The sequence below is a fragment of the Mycolicibacterium arcueilense genome (assembly GCF_058536225.1).
In genome coordinates, this window is sequence record NZ_JBZTYL010000002.1 from 1 (window position 1) to 21,346 (window position 21,346).

The 21,346-nt window shown below is 63.7% G+C and carries 23 protein-coding genes; 12 read left to right on the top strand and 11 right to left on the bottom strand.

Annotation, left to right across the window (positions count from 1 at the left end):
- Both AC4LGL_RS00045 and mbp1 read left to right on the top strand, forming a co-directional pair.
- Positions 1 to 242: hypothetical protein (locus tag AC4LGL_RS00045; protein WP_491837049.1), on the top strand; the 242-nt coding region annotated here is incomplete at its 5' end.
- A complete protein-coding gene (mbp1, locus tag AC4LGL_RS00050; protein ID WP_064937164.1) occupies positions 239 to 481 on the top strand; it encodes a microaggregate-binding protein 1 in 243 nt (80 codons plus the stop codon). The genes AC4LGL_RS00045 and mbp1, both read left to right, overlap by 4 nt.
- A 393-nt stretch (positions 482 to 874) precedes the next feature.
- Here mbp1 and AC4LGL_RS00055 read toward each other — a convergent pair whose 3' ends face one another.
- On the bottom strand, positions 875 to 1,444 hold the full coding sequence (locus tag AC4LGL_RS00055; RefSeq protein ID WP_491837050.1) for a TetR/AcrR family transcriptional regulator: 570 nt from the start codon (positions 1,442 to 1,444) through the stop codon (positions 875 to 877).
- A gap of 94 nt (positions 1,445 to 1,538) precedes the next feature.
- Here AC4LGL_RS00055 and AC4LGL_RS00060 point away from each other — a divergent pair, with 94 nt between their 5' ends.
- Complete coding sequence (locus tag AC4LGL_RS00060; protein ID WP_491837051.1) at positions 1,539 to 2,393, top strand: alpha/beta hydrolase; 855 nt, start codon at positions 1,539 to 1,541, stop codon at positions 2,391 to 2,393.
- Positions 2,394 to 2,731: 338 nt separating this feature from the next.
- Here AC4LGL_RS00060 and AC4LGL_RS00065 read toward each other — a convergent pair whose 3' ends face one another.
- Both AC4LGL_RS00065 and AC4LGL_RS00070 read right to left on the bottom strand, forming a co-directional pair.
- On the bottom strand, positions 2,732 to 3,190 hold the full coding sequence (locus tag AC4LGL_RS00065; RefSeq protein WP_491837052.1) for a DUF3237 domain-containing protein: 459 nt from the start codon (positions 3,188 to 3,190) through the stop codon (positions 2,732 to 2,734).
- Positions 3,187 to 3,669 carry a nuclear transport factor 2 family protein gene (locus tag AC4LGL_RS00070; RefSeq protein WP_491837053.1) on the bottom strand — a complete coding sequence of 161 codons (483 nt, stop codon included), beginning with the start codon at positions 3,667 to 3,669 and terminating at the stop codon, positions 3,187 to 3,189. The genes AC4LGL_RS00065 and AC4LGL_RS00070 overlap by 4 nt, the downstream gene beginning before the upstream one ends.
- Positions 3,670 to 3,956: 287 nt before the next feature.
- Here AC4LGL_RS00070 and AC4LGL_RS00075 point away from each other — a divergent pair, with 287 nt between their 5' ends.
- On the top strand, positions 3,957 to 4,994 hold the full coding sequence (locus AC4LGL_RS00075) for an NADP-dependent oxidoreductase (protein WP_491837141.1): 1,038 nt from the start codon (positions 3,957 to 3,959) through the stop codon (positions 4,992 to 4,994).
- A 140-nt stretch (positions 4,995 to 5,134) separates the two neighbouring features.
- Here AC4LGL_RS00075 and AC4LGL_RS00080 read toward each other — a convergent pair whose 3' ends face one another.
- Entirely contained in the window at positions 5,135 to 6,634 is a 1,500-nt protein-coding gene (locus AC4LGL_RS00080) for a long-chain-fatty-acid--CoA ligase (RefSeq protein WP_491837054.1), read from the bottom strand.
- Between the two features lie 300 nt (positions 6,635 to 6,934).
- Here AC4LGL_RS00080 and AC4LGL_RS00085 point away from each other — a divergent pair, with 300 nt between their 5' ends.
- Complete coding sequence (locus AC4LGL_RS00085; RefSeq protein WP_491837142.1) at positions 6,935 to 7,591, top strand: TetR/AcrR family transcriptional regulator; 657 nt, start codon at positions 6,935 to 6,937, stop codon at positions 7,589 to 7,591.
- A 48-nt stretch (positions 7,592 to 7,639) separates the two neighbouring features.
- On the opposite strand, the gene AC4LGL_RS00090 is transcribed toward AC4LGL_RS00085, so the two are convergent.
- The 4 genes from AC4LGL_RS00090 to AC4LGL_RS00105 all read right to left on the bottom strand — a co-directional run bounded on the left by AC4LGL_RS00090 (position 7,640) and on the right by AC4LGL_RS00105 (position 11,124).
- Positions 7,640 to 8,506, bottom strand: coding sequence for a mycofactocin-coupled SDR family oxidoreductase (locus AC4LGL_RS00090; RefSeq protein ID WP_491837055.1), 867 nt, complete (start codon positions 8,504 to 8,506; stop codon positions 7,640 to 7,642).
- A gap of 79 nt (positions 8,507 to 8,585) precedes the next feature.
- Positions 8,586 to 9,011 (bottom strand): VOC family protein, encoded by a 426-nt coding sequence (locus AC4LGL_RS00095; RefSeq protein WP_491837056.1) that lies wholly within the window; start codon positions 9,009 to 9,011, stop codon positions 8,586 to 8,588.
- Positions 9,008 to 10,513 (bottom strand): CoA-acylating methylmalonate-semialdehyde dehydrogenase, encoded by a 1,506-nt coding sequence (locus tag AC4LGL_RS00100; RefSeq protein WP_491837057.1) that lies wholly within the window; start codon positions 10,511 to 10,513, stop codon positions 9,008 to 9,010. The genes AC4LGL_RS00095 and AC4LGL_RS00100 overlap by 4 nt, the downstream gene beginning before the upstream one ends.
- Positions 10,514 to 10,563: 50 nt before the next feature.
- Positions 10,564 to 11,124, bottom strand: a complete 561-nt coding sequence (locus AC4LGL_RS00105) for a cupin domain-containing protein (protein WP_055110977.1) — start codon at positions 11,122 to 11,124, stop codon at positions 10,564 to 10,566.
- Between the two features lie 237 nt (positions 11,125 to 11,361).
- On the opposite strand from AC4LGL_RS00105, the gene AC4LGL_RS00110 reads away from it, so the two are divergent.
- The 4 genes from AC4LGL_RS00110 to AC4LGL_RS00125 all read left to right on the top strand — a co-directional run bounded on the left by AC4LGL_RS00110 (position 11,362) and on the right by AC4LGL_RS00125 (position 15,183).
- Positions 11,362 to 11,820 (top strand): DUF3237 domain-containing protein, encoded by a 459-nt coding sequence (locus AC4LGL_RS00110; protein WP_491837058.1) that lies wholly within the window; start codon positions 11,362 to 11,364, stop codon positions 11,818 to 11,820.
- Positions 11,817 to 12,749 carry an alpha/beta hydrolase gene (locus AC4LGL_RS00115; protein WP_491837059.1) on the top strand — a complete coding sequence of 311 codons (933 nt, stop codon included), beginning with the start codon at positions 11,817 to 11,819 and terminating at the stop codon, positions 12,747 to 12,749. The genes AC4LGL_RS00110 and AC4LGL_RS00115 overlap by 4 nt, the downstream gene beginning before the upstream one ends.
- 147 nt (positions 12,750 to 12,896) lie before the next feature.
- Positions 12,897 to 14,255, top strand: coding sequence for a lipase family protein (locus AC4LGL_RS00120; RefSeq protein WP_491837060.1), 1,359 nt, complete (start codon positions 12,897 to 12,899; stop codon positions 14,253 to 14,255).
- An 82-nt stretch (positions 14,256 to 14,337) separates the two neighbouring features.
- Entirely contained in the window at positions 14,338 to 15,183 is an 846-nt protein-coding gene (locus AC4LGL_RS00125; RefSeq protein WP_491837061.1) for an LLM class F420-dependent oxidoreductase, read from the top strand.
- Positions 15,184 to 15,208: 25 nt separating this feature from the next.
- Here the strand turns inward: AC4LGL_RS00125 and AC4LGL_RS00130 are convergent, their stop codons facing one another.
- The 3 genes from AC4LGL_RS00130 to AC4LGL_RS00140 all read right to left on the bottom strand — a co-directional run bounded on the left by AC4LGL_RS00130 (position 15,209) and on the right by AC4LGL_RS00140 (position 17,602).
- Positions 15,209 to 16,042 (bottom strand): NAD(P)H-binding protein, encoded by an 834-nt coding sequence (locus tag AC4LGL_RS00130; protein WP_491837062.1) that lies wholly within the window; start codon positions 16,040 to 16,042, stop codon positions 15,209 to 15,211.
- A gap of 77 nt (positions 16,043 to 16,119) precedes the next feature.
- Positions 16,120 to 16,689 carry a TetR/AcrR family transcriptional regulator gene (locus AC4LGL_RS00135; protein WP_491837063.1) on the bottom strand — a complete coding sequence of 190 codons (570 nt, stop codon included), beginning with the start codon at positions 16,687 to 16,689 and terminating at the stop codon, positions 16,120 to 16,122.
- Between the two features lie 181 nt (positions 16,690 to 16,870).
- A complete protein-coding gene (locus AC4LGL_RS00140; RefSeq protein ID WP_491837064.1) occupies positions 16,871 to 17,602 on the bottom strand; it encodes a helix-turn-helix domain-containing protein in 732 nt (243 codons plus the stop codon).
- 69 nt (positions 17,603 to 17,671) lie between these two features.
- Between AC4LGL_RS00140 and AC4LGL_RS00145 the strand changes: the two genes are divergently transcribed.
- From AC4LGL_RS00145 to AC4LGL_RS00155, 3 genes are all read left to right on the top strand, one after another.
- The gene (locus AC4LGL_RS00145; protein ID WP_491837065.1) at positions 17,672 to 19,558 is read left to right on the top strand and encodes a S9 family peptidase; all 1,887 of its coding nucleotides are present in this window, start codon (positions 17,672 to 17,674) and stop codon (positions 19,556 to 19,558) included.
- Entirely contained in the window at positions 19,555 to 20,241 is a 687-nt protein-coding gene (locus AC4LGL_RS00150) for a DUF3159 domain-containing protein (protein WP_491837066.1), read from the top strand. The genes AC4LGL_RS00145 and AC4LGL_RS00150 overlap by 4 nt, the downstream gene beginning before the upstream one ends.
- A 284-nt stretch (positions 20,242 to 20,525) precedes the next feature.
- On the top strand, positions 20,526 to 21,212 hold the full coding sequence (locus tag AC4LGL_RS00155; RefSeq protein WP_491837067.1) for a class I SAM-dependent methyltransferase: 687 nt from the start codon (positions 20,526 to 20,528) through the stop codon (positions 21,210 to 21,212).
- Positions 21,213 to 21,346: the final 134 nt, after the last annotated feature.

Consider the following 21,346-nt stretch of genomic DNA (forward strand, 5'->3'; position numbering starts at 1 on the left):
CCCTTCTCGGCCCGACCTCGGGCCACAGGACTCTAAAACAGGCTGGTCTCAATCACGGGGAACATGCCAGGTTGCCCGGCAGTCGGCGGAACATCGAGGAAATCGCCGACAGCAGTGTGAACCCCGTCGCAGCGGAATGGGACGCCGTTTACCACGGCCCCATTTGGGCAATCCTGCTGCCGCTTGGAGAGGCCGAGGCCTCGTGGAACCCGCCAAACACCAGGAACGGAAGGCAAACATGACCGAGAAGAACTCAGGTCCTGAAGAAGGCATCAAGGCCGTCGTCGAGGATGTCAAGGGCAAGGCCAAGGAAGCTGTAGGCACCGTGACCGGTCGCGACGATCTGGTTCGCGAGGGTAAAGCTCAGCAAGACAAGGCCGACGCTCAAAAGGACGTCGCGAAGAAGGAGGCCGAGGCGGAGTCGGCACGGGCCGGAGCCAAGGCGGCCGAGAAGCGGCAAGAGGCTTACCAGCGACCGTAATTCGGGTGTTCGAAGAGATAGCCCAGCCCCCTGCGGGTTGGGCTATCTCTCGCCCAGAGCTTGACGAGTTGCCGATCAAGCTTGTCTGTTGACCAATGCCAAGAGCTTGAGAGGCGCGGCAGCGACGAGGACCGCGACGAGAGCCGAGAGTGTCAACCCCAAGAACGCTGCCGTGAGCGTTATATACATGGCAGTTTGCAGCCGCTCTAGAACACCACTCATGAAGCAACCTTTACGGACGAACTGACGCTCTTGCGGTGCGCTCTCGTCGCGCACAACGCAGACTTTAGGCCGCGCGCCGGCGGGGCCAGGGCTACGTTATGTAACGAACTCGCCGAGATCATTGACACTCTGACGCCGGGTTGTCGGACAGGAACTCCCACGGAAAGCTACTCAACGGACCTCGGTCAAGCGCAGGATCAGGGCAACCGCGTCCTCCGCCTGGCCGGCTGGAGTCAGGACTTCCCGCAAGAGCAGCCCACGCAGCGCAGCGACGGCCACGGTGGCCATGTTCAGCGCCTCCTCGGCGTCGCGGCCTTCGCGTTCCGCGAGCGATGCCAGCATCATGGTTAGGTCGTCGAGCGAGTCGATGAACTCACGAAAGTCCCCCGGACTGTAAGCGGCAAGTCCTACGACGTGAAAGAACCCGCGGATACGGGACAGCCGCTCCGGGTGGGTATAGGCCCGCCAGATCGCCGCGACGAGATCGCCGAAGGTGCCGTGCTGGGCGGTCTCGAAGAACACCTCGTTGTCACGAGATCGCTGCACCTTGAGCATCGCTGCCAAGACGCCCGAGAGTGACCCGAAGTGGTACCGCAGCAGGGCGTGACTGGTCTCGGCCCGGGCGGCGACCTCCCGCAGCGACATCTCCGGCGAGGGAAGGGATTCCCCGAAGGCATCGAGAAGCCGAGCCAGGAGACGGTCGCGTGCGTCGCCTTTGCCTGCCGCGCTTGACAAGATCACTTCCACACTTTATCCATTGGATAAGACTTTTCCAATGGATAAAAACCGCTGAGCGCGCCGTGCTGCACCGCCGGCCAAGTTGTGAAGGACTTTGATGAGCGCCATGTGGCAAGGCTGTCTCGCGGGCACCGACTACTTCGAGATGCGTTCCAGCGGTGGGCATGACTACGGAGTCTGGGTTACCACGCCACCCGACTACGACCGCGCCGCAACACAAGCGCCCATCGTGTACGTGCTCGACGGCAACTTTGCCGTGGGCCTGACGGCTCCGCTCATCGTCACCCAGATGGACCCCATGCAACGGATCCAGCCCTACATCCAAGTCAGCGTCGGGTACGCGGGTGAGGAAGCTCAGGACTGGGACCGGCTGCGCAACAGAGACTTTGTGCCGCCCGGCGAGCCCATCGCCAAGGAACTCATCGACGCCCTGGAGCTGGGGGTGGAAATGGCCGCGAGGACACGCGAAGAAGCTGACGCCTACCTCACCGAATTGCGCGACACCCACGCCGATGTTTTCCTGAGCTTCCTCACCGCGGAACTACATCCGCGGATCGAACACGACTATGGCACTGCCGCAAGCGGTCACGGACTTTTCGGCTACTCCTACGGCGGACTTTTCAGCCTGTATACCTGGCTCACCGGCAGCACCCTCTTCGAGAGCATCGGAGCGGGCAGTCCCGGCGTCATCGATGAAGACAGTCGGATCTTCGCCCAGCTCGACGAGTTGGGCGACAGCCGGCGTGCTGCCAAGCTCCACGTAACCTTCAACGACCGCGAGCTTCTCGGAGACCTGGCCGTGTACCAGAGCCTCGCGAAGAACACGGCCACTGTCCTTCACCGCCTCAGGTCACGCAACGAAGCGGTCACCAGCGAGATCCTGCACGAAACGCACGTGACCGGCCTGCAGGCATCGTTCCTCAGTTACCTCAGGGCCTGCCGTGCCCGGTAAGCGCGAAGCACCCCCTCGCTTCTCCGGACACAAAACCGCTGCCACGGAACGCAACTGAGCAACTACCGAAGCGGGGTAACGCGATCATTGTGGCGCACTGAATGCTGGCCACTCCGGTGCACTTCCCGCGACGAATCGCGGCCGATGTTCCCGAGGGCCTAGGCATCGCTCTCCCGCAGTTTCAGAACGCTCATGTGCTGAGCCAACCGCCGAGGAACGGCGCCGCGACACCCACACCACAGGGCGCCGGCTCAACGCCGACAATCGCGGCCAGGATCGAATGGAACGCCCCGCCCGATGTCGGCGTTGACCTTATCTATTGGCCGCCAGTCTGCCGGTCAGATAACGACTCGGAAGACTTGGAATTCGACGATTGGTCCGGGTTGGATGCGTCCTTGTCCGACGAAGATGCTTTGGTTGACCCAGGCGTATTTGGGGTCGCCGGATTCCAGGCGTGGGGTGGTGACGAAGTAGTGGTCGCCGAAGTCGGTGCCGGTGCCGGCGCCGCCGAGGGCGCCTGCGGCGGCTTCGTTGACCTCGACCAGGCCTTGGTAGCTCATGTAGATGACGGCGCCGTCGTCGGTGTAGAACTGGGCACGCACATCGAGTCGGCCGTAGCCGTCTTCGCCGGCCAGTAGCCAGTCTCCGCCGCCGGGGGCGGCGGTGCCGTTGAATCGGTTTCCGGTGACTTTGCCTCCCGTGACGGCGAGGACTTGGCGCAGCCCGTAAGGGCCCGGGCCGACGATCTGAGGTTCGGCGAGCTCTGCGGTGTAGCTGAACTCCGGCTCCAACTTCACTGGGCAGCCCCCACTCCGGCGGCTGCCATCACAGCTGACATGCCCTGGGCGATCACGTCGCGGCCAAAGGCCTCGAGCACAACATTGGGATTGAAGTACTCGCGGATCAGCACAACCTTGCTGTCCCGGATCCGCATATGGGTGCAATAGGTATTGGCGTAGATCTTGCCGGTCTGCGTGACCGTCGCCTTTCCGTGCAGCTCCAGGATGAAGAGCTCCGGGTCGGTCGTGTCGTGCACGGTCAGCGAATCGATCCGAAGGTCGGGCACCGAGGCGAAGAACCAGTCGATGAAATGACCGATCAGGTGCCGGCCGGGCACGGTATCGGCGAGCGGCTCAGGAGCGAAGGGCATCTCCCAGACGGCGTCCTGGGCAAAGTTGTCCTTCCACGTCTCCAGGGCCTCGCCACGAGGAGGACCGTCATCGAGGGCCCCCCAGAATCGCTCAACCGTCGCGCGGTTGTCCGTTTGTACGCTCATGCGCCCGCCTCCATCTCTCGGTCGACTGCCGTCACAGTCGGATGCCAAAACCGAGAGTGCACCATACGTCGTTAATAGTCAACATTCTGTCGATATTATCGTTTCGTTGTTGCGGAACATGACTCGTGGCCGTCAACCGGAAAATCTGCCATAAAGTCGACAGAGCGTTGATTACCGACGACGTCAAGTTTAAAATCACTGTGGGTCTCGCCGCGAACTCAGCGGATGAGGTGTTTACGCGCCCCGATGACCACGATTCCCGCCACCGCCGACAACGAGGATTCACCATGAAAACACCCACCAACCGGCTGTTTCGCCTGCAGAAGCGGCCGCAAGGCCAGGTCACCGAACAAGATCTCAAGTGGGTCGAGGAGACCATCCCCGATATAGCAGAGGGGCAGGCGTTGATCCGCACGCTGTACCTGTCGCTCGACCCCACGAACCGTGTCTGGATGAGCCAGTTGCGTTCCTACATCCCGCCGGTCGAGTTGGGCGCCGTGATGCGAGGTCTCGGAGTGGGACAGGTGATCGAAAGCCGGCGAGACGATCTGCCAGTAGGCGCATTCGTCCTCGGCTTCACCGGCTGGCAAGAATACTGTGTCGCTGACGATTCCGTTCTGGAGTTTCCGTTCACAGTGCTGCCCGACCCACTGCCGGCGCCGCTTTCGGCGTTCCTGGGAGTACTTGGCCACACCGGCATTTCAGCGTTCATCGGTATCGAGCTGGGCGATCCGCAGCCGGGCGAGACGGTTGTCGTTTCCGCCGCGGCCGGTGCCGTCGGTTCGATCGCTGGACAGCTGGCCAAGCAGCGAGGCGCCCGCGTGGTCGGCATCGCCGGCGGCGCCGAGAAGTGCCGGCACCTGGTGGAGGAACTGGGCTTCGACGCATGCGTAGACCGGCGCTCGGACGACTGGCGCGAGCAACTCGACGAGGCGACCCCCGACGGCATTGACGTCGACTTCGAGAACGTGGGCGGCCCGATCATGGATTACGTCCTGGGCCGGTTGAACGTCGGTGCACGAGTAGCGCTGTGTGGACTGATCTCGGAGTACGACACCTACAACGACGACGGAGGCCAACCGGGCCTGCGCAACGCAAATCAGTTGCTCATGCAGCGAGCCACCCTGCGGGGGTTCATCGTCACCGATCACATCGAGCGGTACGGCGAGATCATCGGCAAACTCGCCGCGGCGCTGGGCGAGGGTGCGGTCATGTACGACGAAACCGTCGTCGAAGGTCTGGAAAGTGCTCGGGAAACCCTCAATCAGGCACTTTCCGGCGGCGCGCGCGGCAAGACGATCGTCCAGGTCGCACCGCTCCCCTAGCCCATCAGGGAACAGAACAGTGCGCCGCCCAACCAGTGGTAAGACGCCGGTTGGGCGGCGCGACGACGACGACCGCTAGCACGCGCTGATCCGGCCGCCCAACCGCCGCAGTATCGGATGAACTCGCAATGGCGTAGTGCTCACCTGATCCCGGTGAGGTTGGGCGGTTGCACTTCGCGTCGGAGGATCTTGCCGGTCGGGCCCTTGGGCACCGAGTCGACGAACCAGATTTCGCGGGGGTATTTGTACGCCGCGAGGCGATCTCGTACGAACGCCTTCAATTCGCCAACTTCTGCGTGCGCCCCACGCTTGAGGGCAACGGCCGCGCCGATCTCCTCACCGAGGTCTGCGTGTTTGATGCCGATCACCGCAGCTTCAGCGACAGCAGGATGTTCGTAGAGCACTTCCTCAACTTCGCGGGGATACACGTTGTACCCACCCCGGATGATCAGATCTTTCTTCCGGTCGACGATGGTGTAGTACCCGTGGCTATCGCGAACGGCGATGTCCCCGGTACGAAACCAGCCATCGGGGATGGCTTCGGCCGTTGCGTCAGGTCGGTTCCAGTATCCCTTCATCAAATTCTCGCCCTGGATGGCGATCTCGCCAGGTGTGCCGTCGGGAACGTCCTCGCCGCCGTTGTCGACGATGCGCAGCGCGCAGCCCCGTACAGGTATCCCGATGGTGCCCGGTCTGCGCTGGTGCCCCGGCTGGTTGAAGCAGGCAATGGGCGCCGTCTCCGAGAGCCCATACCCTTCGTAGACCTCGCAGTCGAACTTGCGCTCAAACGCTTTGAGAATCTCGACGGGCATCGGTGCACCGCCGGTAATGCATGTGCGGAGCGAGGACATGACAGTGCTATCCGCGTCGGGAGAGTGCAGCATCGCGGCGTACATGGTGGGCACGCCTTCGAGAACCGTCACTCGATCGCGGGCCAGGACCTCCAATGCCTTAGCGGCCTCGAAGCGGGGAACGAGCGTGAGGAGAGCACCGGCTTTGACCGCGGCATTGAGTCCGCAGGTGAGGCCGAAGACATGGAACAGTGGCAAGCAACCGAGGATCACGTCTTCGGGGCCCACGTTGATCAATGTGTCCACTGTCGTCGCGGCGTTGGAGGACATGTTCCGGTGGGTGAGTTCTGCCCCCTTGGGTTTCCCGGTGGTCCCCGAGGTGTAAAGGATCACCGCAGTATCGTTGTCGGTTCGCTCGACCGCTTGATGGATTGGGGTGCCGGACAGGCTGATTGGACCCGTAGGGGGCACCAATACCGAGCGAATTCCGACTTTCTCCGCTGCGGCCGGCACGACGGAATCGCTGCCTTCCAACCCGTACACGACCGTCATACCCGAGTCGGTGAGGTAGTACTCGACCTCACGTGCACTGAGCAGCGGATTCATGGGAACTGCGACCGCGCCCGCCAGGAGTACGCCGTAAAACAGCACTGGGTATGCCGGCACGTTGGGAAGCACCAGACCCACCCGGTCGCCGGGAAGCACACCTTGGGCTCGCAGATCGCCGGCCACAGCCGAAGCGTGGTCGTAGAGCTGCCGGTAGGACAGCACGTATTCGTCGAGCTTCACGGCCGGCCGGGCTCCGTATTCGTGCGCAGTCGCGACCAGATTGCCGGCGAGGTTGGACACGGTTGACTCCTACTTCGAAAGAGAGTTCGCATTTTCATTCCGCGGCCAGGCGTGCGAATCGCATTTGAGTGCGGGGAGAGCAGCGGCCGAATCCGCGGCGACGGCCGGCGCCGGCACGAACGTTAAAGGCGAGGCCGATGCAACGCTCATAGTATGCACTACATGTGGGTGATAATCAACACAATGTCGAAAACAACCGGTACTTCCGCCTCTGGAACACGTGTTTCGCGGTTGGCCTGACCTATCATCTTCCGTATGGCGTCCACTTCATCTTTCAACCTGAGCACCACAGAAACACGGGTGGGCCGACGAAACATCAAAGGTGACAGACGCGAACAAGCCATCCTCGAAGGTGCTTACGACATGTTGCGCACAGTGCCGCTGCGCAACATTTCCATCGACGATCTCACCAAGCGCGCGGGGCTGTCGCGGTCATCGTTCTACTTCTACTTCGAATCCAAGTGGCAGCTGTTGTCGGCCCTGCTCTCGCGGGTCACCGCCGACGTGTTCCAAGCATCGCAACTGATTTTTGAGCGTCCGGCCGGTATGCCGCCGGAAGCGGCCATCGAGCACGCGGTCAACGAGGTTATCCAGGTATGGGAACAGCACGGTCACGTTCTGCGTGAAGTCGGCGACGCCGCTGCGGCCGAGCCGGACCTGCAGAAGCAGTGGGACACGATCCTCGGTCGGTTCATCGACGCTTCGGCGGCCAGCATCGAGCGAGACAGGGCTGCCGGCGTGGCCATCGACGGGCCACCTGCCAGGTCATTGGCTGCCGCGTTGATGTGGATGGGTGAACGCAACCTCTCGTTGATGAGTCTGCGCAGCGACAACGCAATCCCGTTGAAGGACATGGCCGAAACGGTGACCACCATATGGCTGCGAACGGTCTACGGCCTTGAGTGGAAGCCGCGCGAGAAGCCCAGTAGACGCCGCAAGTCCTCCCCGAAGACGTGATCGACGTCTTCCGGGAGGGCCCTGCTTGACCTTTGGGGTTGCCGGACGTTACTGGTTGTCCAAGGCCATTTTCGTCATATTCAGCCCCGGCATCAGCATGTGACCACCCTCGACCAACATCTCGAGACCGGTCGTCCATCGTGATTCGTCGGAGGCCAGCCACAGCACGGCCTCGCTCATGGCCTGCGGCGGCAGCAGGCCTACATCCCGCAGAACTGCCCAGTACCTCGCGCCCTGCAGGTCCTCTTTGACCCCCTGGCCAGGCCCCTTGCCTGCGCAGAGGTCGTAGCCCCCTTGCCAGTCCAGGGCGGGCGTATCGGTAGGCCCGGGAAGAAGTGAGTTGACTCGGATGCCGTACTGACCGAACTCGAGTGCTGCACTCTTCGCCAGGCCGAGTACGCCATGCTTCGAAGCCACGTAGTGGACGTAGTGGGGAGATCCCTCGACGCCGTTGCCGGACGAGGTGATGATCACCGACCCCCCTCCGCGCGTCTTCATGGCGGGGGTTACGGCCTTCAGCGTGCGCCAGGGCCCCATGATGTTGACGTTGAGCACATCCAGGAACTCGTCCTCGGGAATGTCTGCGAACGGGTGCACAGTCCAGATGCCGGCGTTGGCCACTGCGACATCGAGTCCGCCGAAGGCCTGTACGCCTTCGGCGACCAACGTGTCCAGCGGGGCCTGCTCGCGAACGTCGCCTTGGTGCGCGATGATTCGCCGGCCCAGCGCCTCGACTTCCTTGACCGTGATCTCGAGGTCCGCTGCCGTGCCGACGGGATAGGGAACCCCTCCATTAGCCGGGCAGTCGAAGGCGAGGATGTCCGCGCCTTCCTGTGCGAGGCGGATGGCGTGTGCTCGCCCCTGGCCTCGGGCCGCTCCGGTGACCAGGGCGACCTTTCCTTCCATGCGTCCCATGTTTACTCCTCGTGGTGATTGGTTTGCGGTCGGCCGATCGGCGAGACCGCCTGTGGTGCAACGGATATAAGCCGAGACATCACTCGCTCGGTCTGATCAGTTGGAGAAGAACATCGATTCCGGGAGGTTCGGTCCAGACATGTGTGGCCTCCCCCATCAGAATCGGTGCCTCGATCGGCTCCGGGCGGCCAGGCCCTCGGATAGCGCAGCCCACGAGTTCAGGGCCGTCGGCGTGGTGCAGCCGTAGTGCCAGGTGGTCGAGTTTTGCCGGTGCTCCGTCGAGGGCTGTCTCGAGCGCGTCCAGGTCGTGCAGGGTGTACAGCTCGACCTCGGCGCCGGAAACGTTGAGGAACGCCGCGCGGAGGCTCATGGCCGGAACCTCGACCGAACGAGCAACCTCCACCCCAAACCGGTTGGACCAGTGCGCGAGTGCCGAGTCGAGGTCGCGTACCAGGATGCCGACGTGGTCGAGCCGAGGGAGGCCGGCAGCGGCTGGCGAGGTCATTGACTACCCGCCGCGACGAAGTGCGGAGCAAGACCGGGCCTAGGCTCGGTCCAACGCTGCGTGACGACCTTGGACCTCGTGTAGAAGCGATAGCCGTCGTAGTTGAGCCCGTCGTCTCCGAAGCGTGAGTCCCCCCATCCGCCGAAGCCGAACCAGGAGATCGGCACGGGGATAGGCACGTTGATCCCAACGCTGCCCGCCGATACGCCGCGGCTGAACCGGCGCGCAGCGGTGCCGCTGCCGGTGAAGATGATGGCGCCGTTCCCGTAGGGATTGTCGTTGACGATCTGCAGGGCCTGCTCGAGATCTTCGACGCGCAGCACGCTCAGGACCGGTCCGAACACTTCGTCGCGGTAGAGGTCGCTCTCGACGCCGACGTGGTCGACGAGACTGGGACCGATGAAGTAACCGGCTCCGGGGGCTTCCCGCTCACGGCCATCGACGACCAGTCGGCCACCCTGCTTGACGGAGCGTTCCAGCGCCCCTCGGACCCGATCGAGTGCCCGCTCCGAGATCAACGGCCCCATGTCAGAACCCGGCACCTCGCCCGGGCCCACCTTGAACGCGATGGCGCGCTCGGCAATCTTGCCCACCAGTGCATCTGCCGCCGAGCCGACCGCTACCGCGACCGTCACTGCCATGCATCGCTGACCCGCAGCGCCGTAGGCCGCCGAAACCAGCGCATCGGCCGCGGCATCGAGATCGGCGTCGGGCATCACCACCAGGTGGTTCTTGGCGCCCCCAAGTGCCTGCACTTTCTTGCCTGCTTCTGCCGAGCGCCGGTAGATCGCACGTGCGACAGGAGTGGACCCGACGAACGAGACCGCCGCGACATCGGGGTGGTCGATGAGTGCCTCGGCTGCCTCCACACCGCCGTGCACAACGTTCAGCACGCCGTCGGGCAATCCTGCTTCGCTCGCGATCTGCGCCAACCGCACCGATGCCGACGGCACCTGTTCACTTGGCTTGAGCACGAACGCGTTCCCGCACGCAATCGCGGCTGCGAACATCGATACCGGCACCATGACCGGAAAGTTGAACGGTGTGATGCCGGCGCATACACCGAGCGGTTGCCGGAAGGAGTACGTGTCGACCCCATTGGCAACCTGCTCGGCGTACTCCCCCTTGAGTTGCTGCACCACCGAAAGCGACACGTCGACGGCTTCGATCGAGCGCGCCAGTTCTCCCCGGGCGTCTGCGAGCGTCTTGCCCTGTTCGGCCGTGATGATCGACGCCAGGTCGTCCACCTGCTCGTGCAGCAAAGCCCGGAAACGATGCAGTATCGCCGCCCGGGCTGGGCCGGGGGTGTCGGCCCAGGCGACCGCCGCAGTGCGGGCATTGGCGACAGCTTCGTCGACGGCATCGGCGCCGCCCAGTACGACGGTCCCGATCACGCTCCCTGTAGCGGGATCATGGATCTCGGCTCGCGGCCCCTCGGTCGAGGAGACTGCCGCGCCGCCGATCCAATGCGGCACGGTGTCAAGAGATACATCGATGGTCACAGCAACTCCAATGGGTCAGTAATGCCAAATATCCGAACCGACAACCACGCTCACGCGTTCTGGCGGGGATGCGGAATTTCGGGGAACATCTCCAGGCCGTAGTTGACCTTCAGGTTCTCGACCTCGGCCTGCAGCTGCTCGGGTGTGCGGAGCTCGCGATCGCGCGCTTCGTAGAAGTACTTGTCGATACCGCCGTTGGGCTCGAAACCCTCGCTGTCGGGGCCGGGCACGAACACCACGAGGATCCGGGCTTCGTCACCGACCACCTCGTAGGTGTGCCGCTGATCCTTGCGCCCCCAGACGAACTGGCCTTTCTTGGCGTTGTAGGAACCGGCCTCGGTGTGGATCTTGATTTCACCGTCCATCACGAAGAAGCCTTCTTCTTCGCGGTGGTGGATGTGCCAGACCGGTTCGGTACCACGCACCCAGTTGGTCTCGATGACGATCAGCTGACCGTTGGTGGTCTCACCAGTCGCGTGAATCCAGAAATCCACCCCGGTCATGAAGTCACCGGTCATGTTGAAGTGGATGTCTTCACGGTGGGAGACGTAGCTCTCGCCGTCGCGTGAAGTTGACGGTTGGATCTGGTCGACGTCCGATCTCGTGGCCATGTCAATCCTCTTGTGTCGTTGTAGCGCCGTACGCCGGTGTGCGGTGTCACGGCCTTGGCGAATTTGAGAGTAGACTCACAGTCGATAACAGTCAACACAGTGTCTACTTCTAAAAATGAGCTCCAGTCGGCGAAGTCAAGTAAAACTCGACAATGTGTTGACTATCACCCACATATGGTGCACTCTCGGATCCACCGCGGCGCTGAAGTCAGCCCGCTCGAAAATGGAGGTCTAACAGTGAAATTGGAGCCGGAGTTCAGCTACACCGCAGAGCTCGCCGAACCCCAGATCGTCGGCCCGGGCCCGTACGGGCTGCGCCAAGTCCTCGCCGTCACCGGAGGCAAAGTCACCGGAAACCGATTCAACGGCACCGCCGCCCCCGGCGGCGGAGACTGGCTACTAGCCGGCGAAGACGGCTACGGCCGACTCGATGTGCGTGCCCAGTTCTACACCGACGACGGTGCGGTCATCTACATGAGCTACCAAGGCCTGGTCGAGGTCAACGAAGCCGCCGCAGGCGCCCTCGGCGGCGGCAGCAGCGGCACCGACTTCGGCGACCACTACTTCGTCACCACCCCACGCCTGGAATCCGGCGACCCCAAATACGCCTGGGTCAACCAAAGCATCTTCGTCGGACAAGGACGCATCCAACCCGGACCAATCGTCGAATTCCAAGTCTTCCGAGTCGTGGCATGAGTGCACTGCACGCGCAGGTCCAGCAGCTGTTGCAGTCCCTGTCCGGACGTCCCGCCCCGCAGCCGTGGGAGATGCCGATCGCGGCCTACCGGCAGGCCGGAGAGAAGTTGGTCACGTTGGCCGGTGACGTTGACAATCGTTGCACAGTCGATGATTTCACGGTTCCGGTTCGCGAGGGTGTGGTCACGGCGCGGTGTTACCGCCCGCCCGTAGCCGCACCGGCACTGCCGGCTGTTGTCTATCTTCATGGCGGTGCATTCGTACGCGGAAGCCTCGACACCCACGATCGGCTATGCCGGAAACTCTGCGTGCGGGGCGAACTCACCGTGATATCCGTGGCCTACCGCCTGGCACCTGAAGACCAGTTTCCCCGTGCTCATGATGACGCCGCCGATGCCTATGCCTGGGTGAGTGAGCATGCCGAAGAACTAGGCATCGACCCCGAAGCTCTCGCGGTCGCCGGCGATTCCTCCGGGGGTGCACTGGCGGCCAGCATTGCACTTGCCTCGCGAGAACAAGGTCCTCCGGTCAAGGCCCAAGGTCTGCTGTGCCCTGCACTCGATGCCACCATGAGTGGTGACTCGGTCGAACGGTACAAAGACGGCCCCTTCCTCACCCGGGCCGCGCTTGAATGGGCATACGACATGTACGTACCGGAACTGGACGACCGTCGTTCGAGCCTCGCCTCGCCGTTGCTGACGCAGCACCTCGTGGACGCCCCACCTGCAGTGATCGTCAGTGCTCAGATCGATCCCGTTGCCGACGACGCACACCGCTACGGTGCCAGGCTCGCCGCGGCGGGAGTCAAAGTGCAAACCCATGAGTACAAGGGCATGCCGCACAGCTTCCCCTTATTGGCAGGCGTACTCGACGACGGCGATCACGCCATCACCGTGTTCGCGAGGGCGCTCGCGGCCTTGCTCAGCTAGCTCGCCACCCCACCCATCGGGCGTTGACAACCTCTGATCCAAACAAGCACCAGCACATGCCATTACGGCGTTGGGCTGGGCTGCTTTGCGCCATCTCCGGGCGGCGACACATCCGCCGTCCAACAGTCCAACCAAAGGAAACCAACGATGATTCCCTTTTCGGGTGACGAATCTGCCCACGTCCCGAAATGTCACGCGAGAAGCTGGATCAGGTCGGTGATCATCATCCTGTATGCCGTTGTATCAGCGTTGTTTTCGGTGAGTGCCCCGGTTGCCCGGGCTGACGAATCACAGTACTGGGCGTTCTACACGCCGCCGGATCCCCTGCCCGCGGGCGCACCGGGTGATCTCATCCGAACGGAGCCGTCCAGGCTGGTTCTGGAACCTTCCGGACAACTGGGCTCCTTCGTGGGGACCGGAACGCGAATCATGTATCGCAGCACCGATGCTCAGGGACATCCCGTGGCGGTCACGGGTACCTATATCGAGCCTGATGTCGCCTGGACCGGCAGCGGTCCCCGCCCGTTGCTTGCCTACGCCACAGCCCCTTACGGAATGGGAGAGCAGTGTGCTCCGTCCCGCCTATTCAACCAAGGCATCCATGCCTCGTTGGATACGGGATTCGACCTGATGTTCAACCTCGAGGAAGGGTTCATCGCGACTCTGCTGGCGCGCGGCTTCGCGATAGCGGTCACCGATGGTGTCGGATTGGGAGTGCACAGTCAGATGGCGCCGCAGTTCCTGAACCGGGTCGCGGGCGGGACAGCACTGAACGATGCGGCGCGGGCAGCGATGAAACTGCCTGATACCACGTTGGATCCGCATGGACCCGTTGCTTTCTGGGGCTGGCTGGCAGGCGGCGGACATGCCGCATTGGCGGCGGCCGAGCTGGCCGGCGCGTACGCACCCGAGCTCAACGTTGTTGGAACCTATGCCAACGGCGCCACGACCGATCTGCCCAGCATGTTGCCGCCTCTCGACGGGAACCAGCTCGCCGGATCCCTTGGCTGGGTACTACGGGGGATTCAAGAAGCGTATCCCGACATGACCCAACCGATCGCGGATTCCCTCACCCCGCGCGGTGTGGAGATGTTGGCCAACACCAGCCGACAGTGCATGATCCAAACCGGCATCAACTACGCGTTCCGCCATCTGCAGCCATGGTTCAAAAAGGACCTCTATCAATCGGTGCGCGAGGAGCCACTGAGCTCCATCCTGGCCATGCAGCGAATCGGCAACGTGAAACCCGCTGGTCCGGTGTACCTTTCGCATAACCGATGGGATTCTTTCGCGCCATATGAATCGGTGGTGGCAACCGCGAAAGATTGGTGTGCGCTGGGCGCCGACGTCACGTTGTGGACCAACGAGCAACCACCTTTCCTCAACAAGACGGATACCAACTCACTCCTGACCGCCTTCGTCGACGGCGAGCGGAGCATGGCCTGGATCGCCGACCGCTTCAACGGCGTACCCACCACACCCACTTGCAGTCAGCTGTTGGAGTGAACACGATGCCAGTCGTAATCAAAGTTGAAGTCCTGCAGTACATATCGGAATATTCGTGGGTTGACGACTGGTTGATTGACTGATGACTAGTTTAAATCTGGGCACCTTCGGTGTGTTCGGTCTTTTCCAGCAGTGGGAACAAATGGCCGCCGCACAGCTGAGGGATATCGAGGCGCTCGGCTACGGCGCGATCTGGGCAGGCGGCTCGCCGCCAGCCGAACTCGACTGGGTCGAGTCAATCCTTGAGCCGACCAAGTCGCTGAAGGTGGCAACGGGCATCGTCAACATCTGGTCGGCGGCCGCCGGTCGGGTCGCCGAGTCGTTTCACCGCATCGAGACAGCCCACCCAGGACGATTCCTGCTCGGGATCGGGGCGGGACATCCCGAGCTGATCGCCGAGTACAAGAAACCCTACGACGCGCTCACCGAGTACCTCACCAAACTCGATGAATACGGCGTGCCAAAGGACCAGCGCGTCGTCGCTGCGCTCGGCCCCCAGGTCCTGACACTGGCCGCGCGCCGCAGCGCGGGAGCCCATCCCTACCTGACCACCCCGCAACACACCGCTCAGGCGCGCGCCTTGGTCGGGCCGGATGCTTTCATCGCCCCGGCCCACAAGGTGGTGCTGAACACGGACGCGGCCCAGGCACGGGCCATCGGACGCGAAGCTCTCGCCACCTATCTCAACGGGACCAACTATGTGAACAACTGGAAGCGGCTGGGGTTCAACGACTCCGACGTCACCGCCCCCGGCAGCGACGCCCTGGTCGACGCCCTCGTCGCGCATGGCAGCACTGACGCCGTCGCAACCAGACTGAAAGAGCATCTCGTTGCCGGCGCGACCCACGTGCCCGTGCAAGTCCTGACCGGACCCGACAAACTGATTCCCTCACTTACCGAACTCGCCGGACCACTCGGCCTCATCTGATCCCACAGTTCGCCGGCCCCGGCGATCAGCGGAACGAATCGAGCCGCTCGCCGGCCCACTGGCGGAAGGTGCGTCCGGGCCGTCCGGTGATGCGCTCGACAGATCGGCGCGCCTCGTCCTGGTGTCGCGGCAGCTGCGACCAGTAGTCGAGAATGGCGTCGACCAGAGGTAGCGGAGCGTGCCTCGAAAGATGTTGCACAGCTTGTTCTCTGCTGGGTTCGCGCCACTCCAGCTCTCGCGCGAGCAGGCTTGCCAGAATGTCGCGTTGCTGATGGAAGCTGAGCACCTCGGGGCCGCCAAGAGGCAGGGCGAGCCCATCCAGATCGTCGTCGATGAGCGCGCACTCGGCCACGTCGGCAATGTCCTCGGGATGGATAACGTCGAGACAGGCCTCCCAGAAGGGCTGCTCGACCGGGACTCCGGCGCGGATGAACGATGCCCAGTCGAGCGTCATGGTGGCGAATGTCCCCGGTCGCAGCACCGTAGTGCTGAACGGCGCTGCAGCAAGGGCGGTTTCAACGTCAGTGTGATGTCGCGCCAGCGAGTTGTGTTCCGCGTTGCCCATCTCAGCCGAGTCCGAGGAGAGCAGGACGACCCGCCGGACACCTGCGCGCTCTGCACAGTCGACGAAGTCCTCGATGGCGGCGGGTTCCGCGTAGAGGAAAATGCGGTCGACTTCCACCAATGCCTCGTCGAAGGTTTCCGGCGCGGTGAGATCCAGTTCGACGATGTCGACGCCCAGTCCCGCCGCTCTGCGGGGATCGCGACTGCCTGCCCTCACGGCCCGGTCGGCCGATGCCAATCGTCCAACGAGGCTCGCTCCGATTCCACCCGTCGCGCCGGTGATGAGTGTGGTCATCGCTGAAACCCTACGAGCGAATCGACAACGAAACAAGACTTGAGTCCGGCTTCCCGGCATAGCACCAGGTAGAGCGGCTACTCGGCTTCGTCCGACTGAGCGCCCGACAGCACGAGGTCCAGCAACGCGCTCAGTTCGGCGCCGAGATCGGACACCGGAGGCTCCTCCTGGACCCACTGCGACATCGCAGAAACGTAGCCCGACGCGAGCAGCTGTCCGACCCGTTCCGGTCGCACCGACGGTCGAAGGACCGCCTCGGTCTCCACGATCAGGGCGGCGAGGTCCACCCCGACCGGATGGTCGACCAGCATCGTCGTGTGCAGGAGGGTGGGCGGGACCAGCGCGCACATCTCCGCACGGGCAATGGAATTCGAGGTGGCCAGGGCGTCCAGGTAGACGCCGAGCACTTCACGAAGCGGCCGACCCGCCATCCCGTCAGTTCGCGCGGACTGCCAGGCCTCGTTCCGTCGTCGCCGCATCCATTCCTCAAGGAAGAGCGTCTTGCGGGGAAAATGCGTGAAGACTGTGCTCCGCGACAGTCCCGACCGATCGGCGATCTCGTCCATCGAGGACGCCTCGAATCCGCGTTCGACGAACAGCGCGATGGCGGCTTCGTAGACCCGGTCGTGCCGTTCTGCCCGCTTCACCGTCCGCTGGGTCGGCCCCTGCCGAGCACGCCGGCCGCGCGTTCGCCCGCTGGCCGTCTCAGAGCGCTCTGCATCCATCGCCCCAGTGAAGCATGGCGATGTCAGTCGGTTCTGCGAGCCCAGAGCGGCGAGAAGCGGGCCACCCCCGCCGGCGGTAGGTTGCCTATTTCCTTCCCAAAACCTAGGTAGCCAGCCGCCGCACGATCTGACCGGCCCGGCGCAACACGTCCATCTGCGCCGGATTGTAGAGATCGGCCATCGCGTCATCGATGGTCTTCTCGGCGAAGTTCGCACCGCGCGGCGCGTCGGCGCGGGCCTCGGCAAGTCCGGGATGACCCTGCCGGACCGACCAGATGTAGGGCGCCAGCCGCTCGGCGAGATCCTGGCGGGTCGCCTCGTCGGCGTCGGCGGACAGCGTGTCCAGCTCCGATGCGGCCGGATCCTCGCGGGTGTCCCTGATCAGGTCGGCATAGACCTGTCGGCCGCGCGGGCCCAGCACCCGGCTCAGGACCACCACCAGTTTGCGATCCGCGTCGGTCATCTTGGCGACGGCGCCCACGGGCGCGAACTCGGGCGGCAGATCCGTAGGCGCGGAAGTCTCCAGCAGCTCGCCGAGCTCCTCACGGGCCCGCTGCAACCGGTCGATGGTCGCCGCCAGCTCGGCGTCCAGTTCCCGCAACGCCTGTTCGGGATGCTCGTCGGTGTCACCCATCGCCCCTATCTGCGGGAGCGAGAACCCCAAGTCGACGAGCCGTTTGATGCGGACCAACCGGACCAGGTGCGCCACGCCGTACCGCTTGTACCCGTTTGACCGGCGTTCGGGCTCCGGGAGCAGACCGACCTGGTGGTAATGGCGGACGGCGCGCAAGCTGGTGCCGGCCAGTTCGGCGATCTCCCGAGTACTCCACGCCACCTGTCCATCATGCCCAGGCCCATGCCCGGGACTTGACTGTGCCGTTACGTCCGAGTGTGCGATGGAGGGATGCCAACACCTGAGTTGCTCCCCGTCGACGATCTGTTCGCGCCGCCCGCCCGCGCGCAGGCATCGATCTCACCCGACGGCACCCGTATCGCCTACCTCGCGCCATGGCGGGACCGCCTCAACATCTGGATCCAGGACGTGGACAACCTCGACGGCGACCCGCAGCGCATTACCGCCGACAGCACCCGCAGCATCATTCATTACGAGTGGACCAGGGACTCCCGCTGGTTGCTCTACCTGCAGGACACCGGCGGCGACGAGAACTGGCATGTCTTCCGGGCCGACCCGCAGGACCCCGAGTCCGGTGCGGTCGATCTGACCCCGTTCCCGGGAGCGATGGCCGGCCATGAACTGCTCGGCGATCCGGCCAAGGCGATGGTGTACTCCAACAAGCGCACACCTACTCTGATGGACGCCTACGAGCTGGACATCGCCACCGGTGAACTCACCATGGTGGCGAAGAACCCCGGCAAGGGAGCAGGCTGGCGGGCCAGCAGCAACGGCGACTTGTTTTCCACCGCACTGACCGCCGACGGTGACGTGGAGCTGTTGCAGTGGGAACCGCAGACCGAGACACTGCGCTCCATCGTCACCGTCGACGGCCGTGACTACACGCTGGGGCTGTACCCGATCACCGTCACCCCCGACGGCACCGGCATCTGGGTCGGCTCCAACGACGGCACCGACCGGACCCGCATCGTGCGCGTCGACGTCATCACCGGCGAGCAGACCCACGTCGACAGCCATCCGGTCTACGACGTGGACACCCGGGCCAGCGTGTTCACCACGCTGGCCGAGCCGCTGATCCTGGACCGGCGCACCGGCGATCTGCTCGGGGTGCGGTATCTATTGGAGCGACAGGTGATTCAGCCGCTGGATCCGCACTTCGCGGCCGTGCTGGCGAACCTGGAGAAACTGTCCGATGGCGACGTGAACGCCCTGAGCTCCGACCTGACCGGCCGACGCTGGGTGGTCAGCTTCACCCATGACCGCGAAGCCGGGATGACCTACCTCTACGACCACGACACCGGGGACAGCCGGCTGCTGTTCGGGTCTCATCCGCAGCTGGATCCCGAGGCCCTGGCGGCGATGGAGCCGGTCACCATCCGCTCGCGCGACGGGCTTGATCTGCACGGGTATCTGACCCTGCCGGTCGGGGTGCCGCCGAAGGATCTGCCGATGGTGCTACTGGTGCACGGCGGGCCCTGGACGCGGGACGGCTGGATGTTCACCCCGCCGGTGCAGCTGCTGGCCAACCGCGGATATGCGGTGCTGCAGGTCAACTTCCGCGGATCGGCGGGCTTCGGCAAGGCCTTCACCAAGGCCGCGGTCGGTGAGTTCGCCGGCAAGATGCACGACGATCTGATCGACAGTGTGGACTGGGCCGTCGAGCAGGGGTATGCGGATCCGAAGCGGATCGCCATCTTCGGCGGCTCTTACGGTGGATACGCGACGCTGGTGGGCGTCACCTTCACACCCGATGTGTTCGCCGCCGCAGTCGATTACGTCGGCATCTCCGATCTGAGCAACTTCATGCGGACGCTACCCGAGATCGCGCGCCCGCATCTGGCCAACAACTGGCACCTGTTCGTCGGCAACCCCGACGACCCGGACCAGTTGGCTGACATGCTGTCGCGTTCACCGATCACGAAGGTCGACCAGATCCGCACGCCACTGCTGGTCATTCAGGGCGCCAACGATGTTCGCGTGGTCCAGGCCGAATCCGACAACCTGGTCAAGGCGTTGCGCGACCGCGGAGTCGAGGTGGAGTACATGATCAAACACGACGAGGGGCACGGATTCGTCAACCCGGACAACGTGATCGACATGTACAAGACCGTCGATCGCTTTCTCGCCGAGCACCTCGGTGAGGGACGGAAGTCGTGACCAACGGACCGGGGCAGGGACATTCACCAACGTTGCTCGAACGGGTGGGCGGGGTGTCCGGGCTGGTGTATGCCAGCCTGCCCACGTTTGCCTACGTCATCGCGAACGCGATCGCCGGTCTGGACGCCGCGGTCGTGATATCCGTCGGCGTCAGCGTCGGTCTGATCGTGTTCCGGCTGTTGCGCAAGCAGCCTATTCAGCCGGCGGTATCGGCACTGTTCGGGGTCGTCGTCGCCGCGCTGATCGCCTACTACACCGGCTCCGCCGAAGACTATTTCCTGCCGGGAATCTGGCTCAGTCTGGCGATGGCGACCGTGTTTTCCGTATCCCTCTTGCTACGGCGCCCGTTGGTCGGAGTGATATGGAACCTGCTGCGTAGCGCCGGGCCCGATCGATCATGGCGCGCCGACACCGTGGCGCTGCACGCGTTCGACGTCGCCACGCTGGCATTCGTGGCGCTGTTTTTTGCGCGATTCGTTGTGCAGCAATGGCTTTACGATGGCGGCTTCACCGGCTGGCTGGCTTCTGCTCGGATCGCCATGGGCTATCCACTGCTCGGCGCGGTATCCGTGGTGGTGTACTGGGCGGTCCGCCGTGCGAACCGGCAGATCGACTCAGACATCGACCGGCACAGCACAGGGACCGATGCGAGCGACTCTCCGGAGCCCGCCGCGTGTCCCTGATGCGGTGCTGGGGCGATTCCTGGCCAGTCGTGAGTCGTTGATTCTGGTGCAGTAGATTCCGATGCCGCCCAGGATTGGAACGGTGGTTTGGTCCAGACGTTCGGGCGAGGTTGTCGTTGCATGATTGAACCAAGGCGTGGACTAACGCACTGAGGTGTGGTGCCGCGGCGCAGTAGGTTCGGCGACGACGTCGTGCCCGCTGCTCACAACCGTGACGAAAGTACATATTGCCCAGATGGCAAGTTTACTTGCCACCTCAGACCCCAGGCGGCCAGCCTCGTGGCGTGACCACACCACCGAACCCATTTGACGATCCCGCCCACGTCGCCATGTACGCCAAGCGCGCCGGGCAGATGGTGCCCGCCCTGGCCGACATTCATCGCCTGGTCGGCGTCCTCATCGAGGAACGCGCTCCGTCTGACGCGAGGCTGCTGGTGCTGGGGGCCGGCGGAGGACTGGAGACGAAGGCACTCGCGGAAACTCACCCAGGGTGGACCTTCGATGCGGTCGATCCGTCGGCCGCGATGCTGGATCTCGCGATACAGACCCTCGGATCAAACGCGTCGCGGGTGACGATGCACAACGGATACATCGACGATGCACCGCTTGGCCCCTTCGACGCCGCAACCAGTCTGCTGACACTGCACTTCCTTGCACCCGACGAACGCCTGCGTACAGCGACCGAGGTACGGCGTCGACTGACGCCCGGGGCACCGTTCGTCGTGATGCATCTCAGCATTGCGCACCGCGATGAGGCTGAACGACAGACCTGGATAGACCGGCATGTGGCATACCTCGTCGCAACGGGCATCGCTCCCGCGGATGCTCAGAAGGCTCGTGTTGCAATCGAATCCGGCGTCCCCGTCGTGTCACCAGAGGAAGACCGCACCATCCTCGAGGAGGCCGGCTTCACCAACATCGCAGACTTCTTCCTAGCGTTCAACTTCCGGGGGTGGGTCGGCTACGCGTAGTCCACCCGGAGATCGGGTTGGGTCTCACTCCACCAGCATCAACAACTCCTCAGCTAGACGCTGTTGCATTCGCCCACAGAACCCAAGATGGAATTGCCAGCGGAGAGTTGGAAACGACAGAGCGGGGCGGCGGG

Excerpts from the sequence above, each read along its gene's own strand:
- mbp1 (WP_064937164.1), top strand. The coding sequence starts at position 239 with ATGACCGAGAAGAACTCAGGTCCTGAAGAAGGCATCAAGGCCGTCGTC.
- AC4LGL_RS00060 (WP_491837051.1), top strand. The coding sequence starts at position 1,539 with ATGAGCGCCATGTGGCAAGGCTGTCTCGCGGGCACCGACTACTTCGAG.
- AC4LGL_RS00070 (WP_491837053.1), bottom strand. The coding sequence starts at position 3,669 with ATGAGCGTACAAACGGACAACCGCGCGACGGTTGAGCGATTCTGGGGG.
- AC4LGL_RS00075 (WP_491837141.1), top strand. The coding sequence starts at position 3,957 with ATGAAAACACCCACCAACCGGCTGTTTCGCCTGCAGAAGCGGCCGCAA.
- AC4LGL_RS00090 (WP_491837055.1), bottom strand. The coding sequence starts at position 8,506 with ATGGGACGCATGGAAGGAAAGGTCGCCCTGGTCACCGGAGCGGCCCGA.
- AC4LGL_RS00095 (WP_491837056.1), bottom strand. The coding sequence starts at position 9,011 with ATGACCTCGCCAGCCGCTGCCGGCCTCCCTCGGCTCGACCACGTCGGC.
- AC4LGL_RS00105 (WP_055110977.1), bottom strand. The coding sequence starts at position 11,124 with ATGGCCACGAGATCGGACGTCGACCAGATCCAACCGTCAACTTCACGC.
- AC4LGL_RS00115 (WP_491837059.1), top strand. The coding sequence starts at position 11,817 with ATGAGTGCACTGCACGCGCAGGTCCAGCAGCTGTTGCAGTCCCTGTCC.
- AC4LGL_RS00120 (WP_491837060.1), top strand. The coding sequence starts at position 12,897 with ATGATTCCCTTTTCGGGTGACGAATCTGCCCACGTCCCGAAATGTCAC.
- AC4LGL_RS00125 (WP_491837061.1), top strand. The coding sequence starts at position 14,338 with ATGACTAGTTTAAATCTGGGCACCTTCGGTGTGTTCGGTCTTTTCCAG.
- AC4LGL_RS00130 (WP_491837062.1), bottom strand. The coding sequence starts at position 16,042 with ATGACCACACTCATCACCGGCGCGACGGGTGGAATCGGAGCGAGCCTC.
- AC4LGL_RS00145 (WP_491837065.1), top strand. The coding sequence starts at position 17,672 with ATGCCAACACCTGAGTTGCTCCCCGTCGACGATCTGTTCGCGCCGCCC.